The organism is Demequina sp. NBRC 110051 (genome assembly GCF_002090055.1).
GTDB lineage: Bacteria > Actinomycetota > Actinomycetes > Actinomycetales > Demequinaceae > Demequina.
Genome location: NZ_BBRH01000016.1, coordinates 58,945 through 73,317, shown reverse-complemented (window position 1 = coordinate 73,317; position 14,373 = coordinate 58,945). Strand labels below are relative to the sequence as shown.

The 14,373-nt window shown below is 69.5% G+C and carries 14 protein-coding genes; 4 read left to right on the top strand and 10 right to left on the bottom strand.

Annotated features, from left to right (window positions below):
• The first annotated feature begins 524 nt into the window (after positions 1-524).
• On the top strand, positions 525-1,016 hold the full coding sequence (locus B7K20_RS13310; RefSeq protein ID WP_234985800.1) for an endonuclease domain-containing protein: 492 nt from the start codon (positions 525-527) through the stop codon (positions 1,014-1,016).
• 125 nt (positions 1,017-1,141) lie between these two features.
• Here the strand turns inward: B7K20_RS13310 and purM are convergent, their stop codons facing one another.
• The 10 genes from purM to B7K20_RS10115 all read right to left on the bottom strand — a co-directional run bounded on the left by purM (position 1,142) and on the right by B7K20_RS10115 (position 12,276).
• Positions 1,142-2,245 (bottom strand): phosphoribosylformylglycinamidine cyclo-ligase, encoded by a 1,104-nt coding sequence (purM, locus tag B7K20_RS10160; protein ID WP_084102416.1) that lies wholly within the window; start codon positions 2,243-2,245, stop codon positions 1,142-1,144.
• The gene (gene purF / locus B7K20_RS10155) at positions 2,242-3,717 is read right to left on the bottom strand and encodes an amidophosphoribosyltransferase (protein WP_084102415.1); all 1,476 of its coding nucleotides are present in this window, start codon (positions 3,715-3,717) and stop codon (positions 2,242-2,244) included. Before purF ends, purM begins: the two co-directional genes overlap by 4 nt.
• Before the next feature lie 73 nt (positions 3,718-3,790).
• Positions 3,791-4,174 carry a hypothetical protein gene (locus B7K20_RS10150; RefSeq protein WP_144018634.1) on the bottom strand — a complete coding sequence of 128 codons (384 nt, stop codon included), beginning with the start codon at positions 4,172-4,174 and terminating at the stop codon, positions 3,791-3,793.
• A gap of 84 nt (positions 4,175-4,258) precedes the next feature.
• Positions 4,259-5,200: a carbohydrate ABC transporter permease gene (locus B7K20_RS10145; RefSeq protein WP_084102413.1), complete on the bottom strand. Its 942-nt coding sequence runs from the start codon at positions 5,198-5,200 to the stop codon at positions 4,259-4,261.
• Positions 5,200-6,267 (bottom strand): carbohydrate ABC transporter permease, encoded by a 1,068-nt coding sequence (locus B7K20_RS10140; protein WP_084102412.1) that lies wholly within the window; start codon positions 6,265-6,267, stop codon positions 5,200-5,202. The genes B7K20_RS10145 and B7K20_RS10140 overlap by 1 nt, the downstream gene beginning before the upstream one ends.
• Positions 6,268-6,348: 81 nt before the next feature.
• A complete protein-coding gene (locus B7K20_RS10135) occupies positions 6,349-7,737 on the bottom strand; it encodes an ABC transporter substrate-binding protein (RefSeq protein ID WP_084102411.1) in 1,389 nt (462 codons plus the stop codon).
• Between the two features lie 233 nt (positions 7,738-7,970).
• A complete protein-coding gene (locus B7K20_RS10130; RefSeq protein ID WP_084102410.1) occupies positions 7,971-8,396 on the bottom strand; it encodes a sterol carrier family protein in 426 nt (141 codons plus the stop codon).
• Positions 8,397-8,441: 45 nt separating this feature from the next.
• Positions 8,442-10,742 (bottom strand): phosphoribosylformylglycinamidine synthase subunit PurL, encoded by a 2,301-nt coding sequence (purL, locus tag B7K20_RS10125; RefSeq protein WP_084102409.1) that lies wholly within the window; start codon positions 10,740-10,742, stop codon positions 8,442-8,444.
• Positions 10,743-11,073: 331 nt separating this feature from the next.
• Positions 11,074-11,364, bottom strand: a complete 291-nt coding sequence (locus tag B7K20_RS10120; RefSeq protein ID WP_084102408.1) for a hypothetical protein — start codon at positions 11,362-11,364, stop codon at positions 11,074-11,076.
• Positions 11,365-11,568: 204 nt separating this feature from the next.
• A complete protein-coding gene (locus B7K20_RS10115) occupies positions 11,569-12,276 on the bottom strand; it encodes a hypothetical protein (protein WP_084102407.1) in 708 nt (235 codons plus the stop codon).
• Positions 12,277-12,340: 64 nt separating this feature from the next.
• Here B7K20_RS10115 and B7K20_RS10110 point away from each other — a divergent pair, with 64 nt between their 5' ends.
• Genes B7K20_RS10110 through B7K20_RS10100 form a run of 3 tightly spaced genes read left to right on the top strand, consistent with a single transcriptional unit; the run spans position 12,341 to position 14,303 of the window.
• Positions 12,341-13,129 carry a sensor histidine kinase gene (locus B7K20_RS10110; protein ID WP_234985799.1) on the top strand — a complete coding sequence of 263 codons (789 nt, stop codon included), beginning with the start codon at positions 12,341-12,343 and terminating at the stop codon, positions 13,127-13,129.
• Complete coding sequence (locus B7K20_RS10105; protein WP_084102405.1) at positions 13,126-13,638, top strand: phosphoribosyltransferase; 513 nt, start codon at positions 13,126-13,128, stop codon at positions 13,636-13,638. Before B7K20_RS10110 ends, B7K20_RS10105 begins: the two co-directional genes overlap by 4 nt.
• Positions 13,635-14,303, top strand: a complete 669-nt coding sequence (locus B7K20_RS10100; protein WP_255372766.1) for a response regulator transcription factor — start codon at positions 13,635-13,637, stop codon at positions 14,301-14,303. Before B7K20_RS10105 ends, B7K20_RS10100 begins: the two co-directional genes overlap by 4 nt.
• Positions 14,304-14,373 lie beyond the last annotated feature (70 nt).

Below are 14,373 nucleotides of genomic sequence, written 5' to 3'. Positions count from 1 at the left end.
GTCCCCACGTCCCCAGTGACGATGTGACGGTGATCGGGACGCACCACCGCGTGTCGCGGGTTCGCAGACGGCGTGTCGTCCCCAAGACCGTCACATCGTGACGGTTCTCCCCCGTTTTCCACGCACGAGAGCGCGATCACCGGAGTTCGCACGAGGCTCGCGGCATGGACATCATCGCAATCCTCGCGTCTCTGGGCGGCGTGGCGTCGACTGCAGAACTCAAGCGACGTGGGGTGACGAGCCGTGATCTCGCGCGTGCGCGTCAGGCTGGCGACGTCCTCCACCCGGCGCGCGGCTTCTCTTGCCTGCAGAACGCGGATCCCCTGGTGCGCGCCGAGAGGATCTTCCGAGTAGAGCGCACATGCGTGACCGCGCTACGGCGCTTGGGCCTGCCCGCGCCCACTCGTGACTCCCGGCTCCACGTTGCCGTGCCTCTCGGCCGCTCGACGGGCGGCCGGCACCGGCAACTGCCTGACAGCCTCCATCCGCATTGGTTCACATCCCCTCCGCACGACGGCTCCGCCGTGCTCCGCGCCCTGGACTCGTCGTCTCGGTGCCTGTCGCGCCTCCACCAGCTGATCGCACTCGACGCTGCGCTGTCGCAAGGCATGGTCGGAGCGCAGGACATCGACCGCTTCACGATCACCCCCGCGCGGCGACGGGCGTGGTTGCGCAGGTTCGCGAATCCCGGGTCGCAATCGCCGCCCGAGACAAAAGTACGCGTGGCGCTCCTCGAGGCCGGGCTCAAGGTCGAGGTGCAGGTCGTCATGCCGTTGCTGGGACGAGCGGACATGGTGGTGAATGATGCGCTCGTGGTCGAGGTTGACGGCCGGACCTATCACATGAACGAGGAGTCCTTCGAGACTGATCGCCGCCGCGACCGCGTGGCACTCGGTATCTACGGGCTGCCCACGATCAGGTTCACCAGACACGACGTCGACAGCAACATCACGGCCGTGGTGGCGGATGTCAGGGCTGCGCTGCTGCGTCTGAGAGCCCTGGGCGTCACCAAGTGACGGTGATCTCGATGGCGTGCCGCGTGTCGCGCGCTCTCCACCGGCGTGTCTGCCCCAACACCGTCACTTTGTCACGCGGAGGGGTAGCCGCGTGGGCGAGGGGGCAACCGCCGGGGCGGTGCCGCCTAGGCCCGGTAGGCCCCGCTGAGGTAGACCGCTCCCCCGTCGACGCCCTTGGCGCCCCGGATGGTGTCGGGCGACGTGGTGCGGCCGTCGTCCGCGACGATCTCGCCCAACGTCCACGCCTCAACGCCCGCGGCGCGCGAGGTGGCCATGAGGCCCTCGGCGTCCTCGGGCGCCACCACGGCGACCATGCCCACACCCATGTTGAGCGTCGACTCGAGATCGTTCCACGGCACGGAGCCGGCCGCCTGCACCACGGAGAACACGGCGGGCAGGTCCCACGCGTCGCGTGACACGGTTGCCGCCAGGCCCTTGGGCAGCACGCGCGCCACGTTGGCGCCCAGGCCGCCGCCGGTCACGTGCGAGAAGGCGCGCAGGCCGGGCACAGAGGCCGCGAGCGCGACGCACAGCTGCGAGTAGATGCGGGTGGGCTCCAGGAGCTCCTCGCCCACGGTGCGGCCGAGCTCGGGCAACGAGGTGTCAAGCTGCCAGCCGGCGTGGGAGACCACGCGGCGCACCAGCGAGTATCCGTTCGAGTGCAGACCGGAGGACGCCATGGCCACCACGACATCGCCTTCGCGCACGCGCTCCGCCCCGAGAACCTCGGAAGCCTCGACCACGCCCACCGCGGCGCCGGCCACGTCGTAGTCGTCGGGCTCCATGACGCCGGGGTGCTCGGCGGTCTCGCCGCCCACCAGCGCCACGCCGGCCATCTCGCAGCCCTCGGCGATGCCGCGCACGATGTCCGCGATGCGCTCGGGCACCACGCGCCCACACGCGATGTAGTCGGTCATGACGAGCGGCTTCGCGCCGCACACCACGATGTCGTCCACGACCATCGCGACCAGGTCCTGGCCGATGGTGTCGTGCACGTCCAGCGCACGGGCGATGACGATCTTGGTGCCGACGCCGTCCGTCGAGGACGCCAGTAGCGGCCGGTCGTACGCCTTCAACGCGGACGCATCGAACAGCCCCGCGAACGCACCCACGCCGCCGAGCACCTCGGGCCCATGGGTGCGCGAGACCGCGGACTTCATCAGCTCGACGGCCTTATCGCCCGCCTCGGTGTCGACGCCGGCGCCGGCATAGGTGATGGGCTCGGTCACGAGGAGACCTCCACGGGCTGGTTGAGAAGCAGGTGACGCGCGCTCACGGGCGGCTCGATGGGGTACTCACCGGTGAAGCAGGCCGTGCAGAGACGTGAGCGCGGCTGCTCGGTCGCGGCGATCATGCCGTCCACCGAGATGTAGCCCAGCGAGTCCGCGCCCAGGTGCTGGCGCACCTCATCAACGGAGTGCTCGACGGCGATGAGCTCGTCGCGCGTCGCGAAGTCGATGCCGTAGAAACACGGCCACTGGATGGGCGGCGAGGAGATGCGCAGGTGCACCTCGGCAGCGCCCGCCTCGCGCAACATGGCGACGACGGCGCGCTGGGTGTTGCCGCGCACGATCGAGTCGTCGACCACCACCAGGCGCTTGCCCTCGATCTGCTCGCGCAGCGGGTTGAGCTTGAGGCGGATGCCCAGCTGACGCAGGGTCTGCGAGGGCTGAATGAACGTGCGGCCCACGTACGAGTTTTTCACCAATCCGTGGCCAAAGGGGATGCCGGATTCCTGCGCGTAGCCCACTGCGGCGGGGGTGCCGGACTCAGGAGTCGGCATGACCATGTCCGCCTCGACCGGGTACTCGCGCGCCAGCTGGCGGCCCATCTCCACACGGGAGGCGTGCACGGCGCGCCCCGCAATCTTGGTGTCGGGGCGGGCCAGGTAGACGTACTCGAAGACGCAGCCCTTAGGGGCGGCCTCGGCAAAGCGCTGAGAGTGCACGCCGTCGGCGTTGATGGTGAGGAACTCGCCGGGCTCGACCTCGCGCTCCTGCACGGCGCCCACGATGTCCAATGCGGCCGTCTCGGAGGCGACCACCCAGCCCCCAGAGGCGAGCTTACCCAGCACCAGCGGGCGCACTCCCTGCGGGTCGCGGGCGGCGTACAGCGTGTCCTCGTCCATGAAGACCAGGGAGAACGCGCCCTCGACGTGCGGCAGCAGCTCGAGCGCGGTCTCGGTGATCGTGTCGTAGCGGTCCCAGCCCAACAGCGCCGTGAGGATCGCGGTGTCGGTCACCCCACCGCTGAACATCTCGTCGCGACGGTCCTCACCCAGACGCTCGGCGACCAGCTCGAGAAGCCGGTGCGTGTTGGTGAGGTTGCCGTTGTGGCCCAGCGCGACCGTGCCGTTCTTGGTGGGACCTAGCGTGGGCTGCGCGTTCGCCCACGTGGAGGCGCCGGCCGTCGAGTAGCGCGCGTGGCCCACCGCCATGTGGCCCGTCAGCGCCTCGAGCGCGGCCTCATCGAAGACCTGGGAGACAAGGCCCATGTCCTTGTAGACCAGGATCTTCTGGCCGTCGGACGTCGCGATGCCCGCGGACTCCTGGCCGCGGTGCTGCAGGGCGTAGAGGCCGAAGTAACTCAGCTTCGATACCTCTTCGCCGGGGCCATAGACGCCGAAGACGCCGCAGGCATCCTGCGGGCCCTTCTCGCCGGGGAGCAGGTCATGAGTAAGCAGGCCATCGCCGCGGGCCATCAGCAGTCCTCCTGAGGGCGGGAGATCACCGGACAAGTGTCCCACACGGCCGATGCTCCCTGGGGCTCGATCGTCAGGCCTGGGTTTCGCCGGGGCCGGGTTCGCGGGAGCCAGGCTCCGTACCGTCGGCCTCGCGCTGCTCGGGCTCGGCCTCTGCCGCCTTCATCGCCTTGAGCTCCCGCGGGGTGCCGCGATCCAGCAGCACCGCGACCACGCCGCCGATGACGACGCCGAGCACGATGAAGCCCGAGGCGACCAGCAGTGCCACCGTGCCGCGGCCCACGCCGGTGGAGTTGGGCAGCACCAGCCCCAGGATGAGGCCCAGGACACCGCCCACGATCACACCGGTGGTGATGAACGCCGCGAATTTGGGGGCGCGGCGCACGGACGCGGGCAGCACCTCGCGGTCGGCCGCATCAAACTCGACGGGCTCGGGGGACGGCTGCTGCTCGCTCACGCGCACCAGTGTAGGCGGGGCGCTACGCGCGCCGATGCCGTGGTGGGCGTCCGTACGGAGGCCCACCACGGCATCGGCCGCTTGCTATCCCTTGGTCGAGCCGGCCAGCAGGCCGCGCACGAAGTAGCGCTGCAGCGAGAAGAACACGATGAGCGGGATGATCATCGAGATGAACGCCGCGGGCGGGACCAGGTAGGCGTACTGGCCGTAATCACCCGCGAGGTTCGAGATGGGGTACGTCAGCGGGTAGGTGTTCGCAGAACCGAAGACGGCCGAGACGAGCAGGTCGTTCCACACCCACAGGAACTGGAAGATCGCGAGCGACGCGACCGCCGGAAGCGATAGCGGGATGATGATGCGGAAGAACATCTGCGTGTGGCTCGCGCCATCCACGCGCGCGGCCTCCAGCACTTCGCGCGGGATATGGCTCACGAAGTTGTGCAGCAGGAACACCGACAGCGGCAGCGCGAAGATGGTGTGCGCGATCCACACGCCGCCAAACTCGCCCGCCAGTCCCAGGTTCTCGGGCCCGAGGAGACGCAAGAGCGGGATCAGCGCGAGCTGCAGCGGCACCACCTGGAGCGCAAAGATGAGCACGAACAGGAAGTTCGAGCCGCGGAACGGGATCCACGCGAACGCGTAAGCCGCCATCAGGCCGAGCACCACGGGGAAGACCACCGAGGGCACGGTCACGACGATCGAGTTGAACACGTACTCGAGCAGCGGCGGCGCCGTGGAGTTGTCGCCGAACGAGTCGAACAACACCTGGTTGAAGTTGTCGAACGTGAGGCCGCCGTCGGCGAGCACCGTCCACCACGCGTCGGTGCGGTAACGATCGCCGGGGATCAGCGAGGTCATGAACAGCGCGACGGTGGGGATGGTCCACACCATCGCGATGATGATGGCCGCCGCGGTGGCCCACGGGCTGGTGAGGTTGTTCTTCGCCTTGGCCGCCTTGGTGAGGCTCTTGCCCTCAGTCGGCTTGGGGTCCTCGACGGGGTGCTGGGGAGGCATGGTGACGCTCATCAGTGAGTCTCCTTCACCTTGTTGAGGGATCGCACGTTGTAGACGACCACCGGGATCACGAAGATGAACAGAATGACCGCGAGCGCCGCACCGAGCGCCTCGCGGCCCTCGACGAAGCTCAGCACGTACATCCTGTTCGCGACGATGTCGGTGTTGTCGCGCCCCTGCGTGACCGTGCGGACGATGTCGTAGACCTTGAGGGCCATGATCGTGATCGTGGTGAGCACCACGACGATCGTGGAGCGGATCGACGGCACCGTGATGCGCCAGAAGCGCTGCCACGCGCTCGCACCGTCGAGCGAGGCGGCCTCGTTCATCTCCGCCGGCACGCCCTTGATGGCGGCGGACAGGATCACCATGGCGAAACCGGTCTGGATCCACACCAGGATGATGATGAGCCAGAAGGTGTTCCACGGCGAGTCGCGCAGGAAGTTGTAGGGGTCGAGTCCCACGAGTTCGCGGAGGGCATTCAGCATGCCCGTCTGCTCGCCCACCTGGTTGTAGTCGTACATGATGTTGCCCCAGATGACCGAGGCGCCCACCAGCGAGATCGCCATGGGCATGAACACCAGTGACTTCAGCACCTTCTCGCCCTTGGCGCGATCGATGAAGACGGCGTAGGCGAGGCCGAACCCTGTCGACAGCAGTGGCACCAGGATCATCCACACGAAGGTGTTGAGGATGGTGCGCAGCGTGGACGGATCGGAGAAGGCGAAGCGGTAGTTGTCGAGGCCGACGAAGGACATCGTGGTGGTGAAGATGCCGGTGTCGGGGTCGGGCTCGTTAGTGATCTCATTGAACGACAGCCACGTGGTGTCGACGGCGGGGTAGATCAGGCCCACGCCCAAGAGCAGCAGCACCGGCGCGACCAGGACGACGAGTTGCACCTTGTCGCGGGCGCCACCCTTGATGAGGTCGGCGCCAAACATGATGAGCGCGACGATCGCGATGAACGCGATGATCGCGACCGCGGCGAACAGCAGGTTCTGGCCCTGGGAGGCCCAGAAGTCGGCACCCAGATCACCGGCGGCGATCACCGAGCGCCCAGACAATGCAGTCGACCCCATCGTCGACTCCTTTCGTGGTGGGAGACGAGCCCGGTGGGGCCCCGCTCAGCGCGAGGCCCCACCGGGGTTGTCAGCGTGCGATCAGGGCCAGGCGTTTTCGATGTTCGTCAGCACGGTGCTCAGGTCCGTGCCGCCGACGTAATCGTTCATGCCGGTCCAGAAGGCGGACGCGCCCACCTCGGCAGGCATGAGGTCGGAGGCGTCGAAACGGAACACCGTGTCCTCTCCCTGCAGGATCTCGATGGAGGCCTGGCCGATGGGGCTCGAGGCGTTTGCCGGGTCGAGACCCTTGTTGGCCGAGATGACTCCACCGATCGAGACGCGCTCGTTGGCCCAGGTGTCCGAGGACAGGAAGGCCTGGAGGGCCTGGGTGGGCTCCTCCTCGTTGAACGCGGCCACGAACTCGCCACCGCCGGTCACCGCCGCGGGGTCATCCGCGTTGACGTTCGGCGTGAGGAAGGCCCAGATGTCGCCGTCCTCGGCGACCGTGGTGCCCTCGGGCCACTGAGCCTCGTAGAACGAGGCCTGGTGGTGCAGCGAGCAGTTGCCCTCGAGGATCTGGAGGCCGGCCTCCTGGAACGAGGTCTCCACGATGGAGGCCGCGTCACCGAGGCCACCGTTGATGAAGTCCGGGTTCGTGGCGATCTCGCCGAAGGACTCGAACGACTCCGTGATCTCGGGCGAGGTGAAGTCGAGGTCACCGGCCACCCACTGGTCGTAGGCGTCGGCTCCGTGCTGGCGAAGGACCAGGTCCTCGATCCAGTCGGTGCCGGGCCAGCCGGTTGCCGTGCCGGACTCGAAGCCGATGCACCATGGCTTGTAGGAGTCGCTGTCACCGCCCGCGTCGGCCATGGTCTGGGTCAGCGTCATGAGCTCGTCCCAGGTGGTGGGAACCTCATAGCCGGCGTCGGAGAACTCGGTGGGCGAGTACCAGACCCAGCCCTTGACGGAGGCCATCAGCGGGGCGGCGTAGAACGTGGTGCCGACCGTGCCGTAGTTCTTCCAGTCCTCGGACCAGAACTCGTCGACGTTCGCGGCGACGGCCTCGGGAGCCGGAACCACCGCGCCTGTGCCGACCACGCGCTGCAGCAGACCGGGCTGCGGGATGATCGCGAGGTCCGGCGGGTTACCGCCCTCGACGCGGACGTTGATCTCGGTCTCGAACTCGTCCGAGCCGTTGTACGTCACGTCGATGCCCGTGCACTCCTCGAACTTCACGACGGACTCCGTGAGCTGCTCGGCCTCGACACCCGAGATGGTGCCGTAGAGCTCCACCTCGGCGCCGTCGAACGTGCCGTAGTCGGCGTAGTCCTCGCAGCCGGCCATCATCTCGCCGCCGTCGCCTCCGTCGGAACCGCCCGTTGCCGTGGTGTCCGTGGTCTCCTCCGGGTCGCTGTCGGACGAACAGCCCGCCAGCACGAGCCCCGCTGCCGCGAGCGCGGCCATGGGGGCGATGAAACGTCGCTTCATGTGAAGCACCCTCCTCCTCGTTGAGTGGGCTCCGGCAAGCCGTCGCGGTGCCGAAGCGGCGAGAGCTCCGCCGCTGCTTCGCGACGTCGCAAACGCTTACATGCCACATTAGGCGGGCGCCGGTCGCTTGCCAAGCGTTGCAGGCAAAGTCACCGAATCGTGACTTTGCTCACGGCCGATGCCGTGGTCGCGAAACGCTTCGACCCTGGTGTGCGTAGGGGCCGGGGTGGCGCTCAGTCGAGCGGCAGGAGCGCCGAGAGGTCCGAACGCTCCCCCGAGGCGTCGACATGACCGGCCGCCACGGCATCGGCCCACGACACCCGCCCCGTCGCCAGGGCGAGCCACACCTCCGGGCTCATCTCGACCACGGCCGGCGGCGTGCCGCGGCGGTGCGTGGGGCCCTCGATGCACTGCGTGGCCCCAAACGGCGGCACGCGCACCTCAAGAGAGTTGCCGGGCGCGCGGGACGCGAGCTCCTCGAGGGTGAAGCGCACGGCCGTCGCGAGGGTGGGCCGGTCGATGGCGGGCTGGGCGTCGCGGGCGGTGGCGGCCTCGGGCGCATGCAGGTCCGCCTCGCGGGTCGATCCGCGCCACGCGTGCACGGCGGCGCGGCCGGCCTCGATGTCGATGCGGCGGCGGGGGGTCCTCGGTGCGGGCATGCCTTCTAGCGTGTCACAGCGGCCGCACCGGCACGGCCGTCCGCCTCAGGCGAAGCGGGACGGGACGGTCTCCGACCAGGCGGCGGTGAGCTCCTCGAGCGGCAGGTCGAACTGGCCCTGGACCTCGATGGAGGCCTCGGGCACCGAGTAACCCACGCGGACCGCGGGGACGCCGCGGGCCTCGAGCATCGCGGTGAAGCGCGGCTCGTCCTCGCGGATCACGCCCACGAGCACGCGGCCCTGAGTCTCGGAGAACAGTGCCTGAGCAGGGGTGACGCCGTCGCGCTCGCACAATTCGTCAAGGACAATGCGCGCACCCACGCCATAGCGCAGTGAGGCCTGAGCCAGCGCGGCGGCGAGGCCGCCCTCGCCGATCTCGCGGGCGGCATCGGCCAGCCCGTCGCGCGAGGAGGCGACCATGACCTCGGCCAGCGTCTTCTCCGCGGCGATGTCGACCGTGGGGGCGGCGCCGCCCAGGTGTCCGGAGAGCTCGGCGTAGCGCGAGCCGTCCAGGTCCGCGCCGGTGGTGCCGAGCACGTAGAGGATGAGTCCGTCCTGGCGCCAGCCGCTGGGGGTGACCCGCTCGACGTCGTCGAAGATGCCGAGCATGCCCACGATGGCGGTGGGGTTGATGGAGCTGTCGATGCGGCCGGGCTCGCCCGTGCCGTTGTACAGCGACACGTTGCCGCCGGTGACGGGGACGCCGAGCTCCTGGCACACGTCGGCGAGGCCGCGGATGGCCTCGACGAACTGCCACATCGCGTCGGGGTCCTCGGGCGAGCCGAAGTTGAGGCCGTCGGTGATGGCCGTGGGCGTCGCGCCGGCGATGGCGACGGCGCGGTAGGCGGCGACCACGGACTGGCGCGCACCCTCATAGGGGTTGAGCTTGGTGTAGCGGTCGTTGGAGCGGGTCGCGATGGCGACGCCGCGGCCGGTTTCTTCATCCACACGCACCACGCCGACGGTGTCGGGGCGGGCGGCGGCGGTGTTGCCCTGCACGTAGCGGTCGTACTGGTTGGTGATCCAGGACCGGTCAGAAAGGTTCGGCGACGCCATGAGGTCGACGACGGCCTGGCGGAGGTCGTCACCGGTGGCCGGCAGGTCCGCGGAGTAGGCATCGGCCTGCAGGCCGTCCATCCACGCGGGGCGCGCGTAGGGGCGGTGGTAGGTAGGGCCCTCGTGGGCGACGGTGCGCGGGTCGACGTCGACGATGCGCTGGCCGTGGTGGTCGATGGTGAGGCGGCCCGAGTCGTTGACCTCGCCCACCACGGAGGACTCGACGTCCCACTTCGCGGTGATGGCCATGAACTGGTCGAGCTTGTCCGGCGTGACGACCGCCATCATGCGCTCCTGCGACTCCGACATGAGGATCTCGCCGGCGTTCAGGGTGGGGTCGCGCAGCAGGACGTCGTCGAGCCACACGTGCATGCCGCCCGAGCCGTTCGATGCGAGCTCGCTCGTGGCGCAGGAGATGCCTGCGGCGCCAAGGTCCTGGATGCCCTGGACCACGTCCGCACGGAACAGCTCCAGGCAGCACTCGATGAGCACCTTCTCCATGAAGGGGTCGCCCACCTGGACGGAGGGGCGCTTGGCGGGCACGCCGTCCTCGAAGGTCTCGGAGGCGAGGATCGAGGCCCCGCCGATGCCGTCGCCGCCGGTGCGGGCACCGAAGAGGACGACCTTGTTGCCCACTCCCTCGGCCGAGGCCAAGTGAATGTCCTCGTGCTTCATCACGCCCACGCACAGGGCGTTGACGAGGGGGTTGCCCTGGAAGCTCTTGTCGAACAACGAGCCGCCACCGATGTTGGGAAGGCCCAGCGAGTTGCCGTAGCCACCCACGCCGCCCACCACGCCGTGAACAACGCGCGCGGTGTCGGGGTGGTCGATGTCGCCAAAGCGCAGCTCATCCATCGCGGCGACGGGGCGCGCGCCCATGGCGAGGATGTCGCGGACAATGCCGCCCACGCCGGTCGCGGCGCCCTGATAGGGCTCGACGTACGAGGGGTGGTTGTGGGACTCGACCTTAAAGGTGACCGCCCAGCCGTCGCCGATGTCGACCACGCCAGCGTTCTCGCCCATGCCGACCATGAGGCGTTCCTTCATCTGAGGCGTGGTCTTCTCGCCGAACTGCTTGAGGTGAACCTTGGACGACTTGTACGAGCAGTGCTCGGACCACATCACGGAGTACATGGCGAGCTCCGCGGCGGTAGGACGCCGGCCCAGCAGGTCGACGATCTGCGCGTACTCGTCGGGCTTGAGGCCCAGCTCCGCGAACGGCATCTCCTGTTCGGGAGTGGAGGAAGCGTTCTCAACGGTGTCGAGGTGCTGGTCGCGTGCGTCGGTCATGTCGTCCCTTAATGGCCGCGGTCGGATACGGGTCAAGAGTACCGGCGGGAGGTACACGCGCCGGTCCGTGTGCGGAGCCGCCGGGTCTCGCCCGAACGCGAAGCCTTCCGTACCCGCGGCCCGCGTCACCGTCCACAGGTCGCTCCACGTCAACAAGTGACGGTGTTCTGGCCGACACGCCGATGCATCGGCCGCGACACGCTGCACCCACACCGGATCACCGTCACTTCGGGACGGGGTGGCGGCGAGACTGGGCCGTGCGGCGGTCAGGTGGGGCGGCCGCTGCGCGCGTCGCCCGAGGCGGTCCCGTCCGGCTTCCCGGTGGAGGGAGTCAGGCGTCGGCGACGTGGGCTGCGACGAGTACCGCCTCGAGGAGCTGCTCGGGTGTCAGCCCCTCGGAGCGCACGTGGACGAAGTCGCGGTCCTCCACCTCCGTGAACGCGATCCCGGGAGTCGCGGAGAAACGGTCGACAAAACCGTCGTAGGCATCAGCCCCTGCCACGCGCGCCAGGTCCTCGTCGAGCCATACGGTCGCGGTCCAGCCGTCGCCCTGGGGCTCCATCACCGTGAAGGTGAGGTCGTTCTCGCCGATGGTCACGGTGCGCTCTACTCGCGTGCTCATATCCTCCACCGTAGCGAGGCCAGCACCAAAGGCATCTCCCCCGCGACGAAGTGACGGTGATCTTGCGGACACGCCGCGGATTCGCCTGCAACACGCCGCACCGTGTCGCCATCACCGTCACTTCGTGACAGGGCGGGGCGCGGTGGGCAGGGCACGCTGGGGCCGGGGTGCGGGCGAGGTGGGTTGGGTGTGCGCCGGAGAGACTCAGGCGCGGGCGAGCCTGCGGGCCTGCTCGAGCAGGTCGTCGTGGCTCACGCCGGGCGCGTCCACGTGGAGCAGCTCGGCGCTCTCCCAGCCCACCTTGACGACATCGTCGAGCGCCGCGACCTGATCGGCGATTGCTTCGGGCACCACCGACGGGTCCATCCACAGCACATGGGTATAGCCGTCCGCGCGCGAGGTGCCGCAGTCGAGGATGCCCGCGTCGTCGACGAACGCGGGCGGCCAGGTGCCGGAGCCGCGGCCGGGCAGAGGCGCATCGGCCGGCGTCACGTCGGGAGCGAAGGACGGCTCGCCGTCGAGGTCCTTGGCGACCCGTGCGAGCGCGTCAAAGCCGTCGTCGCGAGCGTTGCCCATATCTGACCTCTCGTCACGTTCGTCCGGATTCTTAAGCGCCTCCGCGACGGCGTGCGCGGTGGCGAAGACCTCTTCGCCCAGCATCATCGCGGCGCGGACGTAGACCCGGTCGCCGCCGGGCCACACGGCCTGCTCGATGCGGGGCTCGGCCTCGAGGGCGCGGCAGTAGCCCGCGGGCACCGTGGCGGGGTCGACGTAGAGCGCGTGCGTGAAGCCGGGCTCGCCGGCGGGGCCACAATCCAGCACGGTCGCGGCGGGAGCGGCGAGACGTCCATCGTCCGCGAGCGCGGAGCCGAGGTCGCGGGGGAGCCACTGGGGTTCCTGCGGGTGAAACATGCGTGCGCCTCGTCTACTGGTGTTCTCCTGTCCTAACGCGCGGCACGGCCATTACTGTTCCCCCATGGTGTGGATTCTGAGCGCGCTCCTCGCGGCAGCGCTGCTCGGCGTCGCCCTACTCGCCGTCCGCCTGCAGGCCACCCGCCGCCACGCCTACCGCCTCGAGCGCCAACTGACGCGCGACACCGAGGCCGAACGGGCCCTTGCCGCGGCCGACGAGCGCGCCCGCATCGCCCGTGAGATGCACGACGTCGTCGCCCACACCCTGTCCGTCGTCGTGGCCCAGGCCGACGGCGGCCGCTTCGCCGCGAAGGCCGATCCGACCCAGGCTGCCCACACCCTCGAGACCATCGCCGACGTCTCGCGCGCCGCGCTCACGGAGATGCGCGCGCTGCTGGGGCTACTGCGCATCGGCGACGAGGACGCCGCGCTGGGGCCGCAGCCGAGCATCGGGGACATCCCCGCTCTCGTCGCCTCGACCCGCGATGGCGGACTGGACTGCTCGTATGTCACCACCGGCGCGCCGCGGACCCTGCCGATCGGCGCAGGGCTCGCGCTCTACCGGATCACTCAGGAGGGCCTCACCAATGTGCTGAAGCACGCGGGGCCCGCAGCGAAGGCCTTCGTCCAACTCACCTGGGAGGCCGATGCCGTGGCGCTCACCGTTTCGGACGACGGCCGCGGCGCCGGCGCGCGGGACGATGGCGACGGCCAGGGCCTCACCGGGATGCGCGAGCGCGCCACGGTTTTCGGCGGGACGCTCGCCGCCGGGCCCCGCGCGGGCGGCGGGTTCGTCGTGAAGGCGAGGCTGCCGCTCACGACGACCCCCGCATCGGCCATACTTGCGCCATGACGGAGACTCCTGAGCGCGAAGTGCTCACCTGGCAGGGATACGGCGACGCGTCGCGCGAGCTCGCGCAGATGGTCGTGGACGACGGCTACGAGCCCGATGTGGTGGTCGCGGTCGCGCGCGGCGGGCTGCCCGTAGGTGGCGCGATCTCGTACGCGCTGGGCACTAAGGGCGTCGGCACGCTGAACGTCGAGTTCTACACGGGCATCGACGAGCGCCTGCCCGAGCCCGTGGTGCTGCCTCCCCTGCTCGACACCGACGCCATGGCCGGCCTCAAGGTGCTGGTCGCGGACGACGTCGCGGACACCGGCCACACCCTCGCGCTGGTGAAAAAGCTGATGGAGGCCCACGCCGCCGAGGTGCGTACCGTGGTGCTGTACTCCAAGCCGCGATCGGTCATCGAGCCCGACTACGTGTGGAAGCACACCGACCTGTGGATCACGTTCCCCTGGTCGGCGCTGCCGCCCGTCACCCCTGGTAAGCCGCACCCGGAAGAGGGCGCGCTGGCGTGACCATCCGCGTCGCCCTGGTCGACGACCAGCAGCTCATCCGTGCGGGCTTCCGCATGGTGGTCGACTCTCAGGACGACATGGAGGTGGTGGCCGAGGCAGGTGACGGCGCCGCGGCAGTCGAGACGCTTGACACCCTCGACCCCCCGGCCGACGTGGTCCTCACGGACGTGCGGATGCCCGGCATGGACGGCATCGAGGCCTGCTCACGGGTGGCCGATGCCGTGGGCACCCGGGTCGTGATGCTCACCACCTTCGACCTCGACGAGTACGTCGTGGCCGCCATCAAGGCCGGCGCGAGTGGGTTCCTGCTCAAGGACGCGCCGCCCGAGGACCTCCTCGCGGCCATCCGCACGGTCCACGCCGGCGACGCCGTGATCGCACCGTCGTCGACCAAGCGGCTGCTCGCGACCGTCGCCGCCCAGGTGCCGGGCCCCGCTCAGGCGAGTGACGCATCGGCCGTCGACAGCCTCACCGAACGCGAGCGGGAGGTGCTGGTGCTGATGGCACGCGGACGGTCGAACGCGGAGATCTGCGCGGAGCTGTTCCTCGCCGAGCCCACCGTGAAGACGCATGTGGGCCGGGTGCTCGCGAAGCTGGGCGCGCGCGACAGGGTGCAGGCCGTGGTGATGGCCTACGAGGCCGGCGTCGTGCGCGCGGGCTCGTAGCGTCATACCTGGGTATGACGCGATTCCATGCCGTGGGCTGACGCGCGGCGGGCGCGGGTCCGCGTAGCGT

Bases quoted from the DNA above. Each gene is read 5' to 3' on its own strand.
- purF (WP_084102415.1), bottom strand. From the start codon at position 3,717: ATGGCCCGCGGCGATGGCCTGCTTACTCATGACCTGCTCCCCGGCGAG.
- B7K20_RS10145 (WP_084102413.1), bottom strand. From the start codon at position 5,200: ATGAGCGTCACCATGCCTCCCCAGCACCCCGTCGAGGACCCCAAGCCG.
- B7K20_RS10140 (WP_084102412.1), bottom strand. From the start codon at position 6,267: ATGGGGTCGACTGCATTGTCTGGGCGCTCGGTGATCGCCGCCGGTGAT.
- B7K20_RS10135 (WP_084102411.1), bottom strand. From the start codon at position 7,737: ATGAAGCGACGTTTCATCGCCCCCATGGCCGCGCTCGCGGCAGCGGGG.
- B7K20_RS10130 (WP_084102410.1), bottom strand. From the start codon at position 8,396: ATGCCCGCACCGAGGACCCCCCGCCGCCGCATCGACATCGAGGCCGGC.
- purL (WP_084102409.1), bottom strand. From the start codon at position 10,742: ATGACCGACGCACGCGACCAGCACCTCGACACCGTTGAGAACGCTTCC.
- B7K20_RS10120 (WP_084102408.1), bottom strand. From the start codon at position 11,364: ATGAGCACGCGAGTAGAGCGCACCGTGACCATCGGCGAGAACGACCTC.
- B7K20_RS10115 (WP_084102407.1), bottom strand. From the start codon at position 12,276: ATGTTTCACCCGCAGGAACCCCAGTGGCTCCCCCGCGACCTCGGCTCC.
- B7K20_RS10110 (WP_234985799.1), top strand. From the start codon at position 12,341: ATGGTGTGGATTCTGAGCGCGCTCCTCGCGGCAGCGCTGCTCGGCGTC.
- B7K20_RS10105 (WP_084102405.1), top strand. From the start codon at position 13,126: ATGACGGAGACTCCTGAGCGCGAAGTGCTCACCTGGCAGGGATACGGC.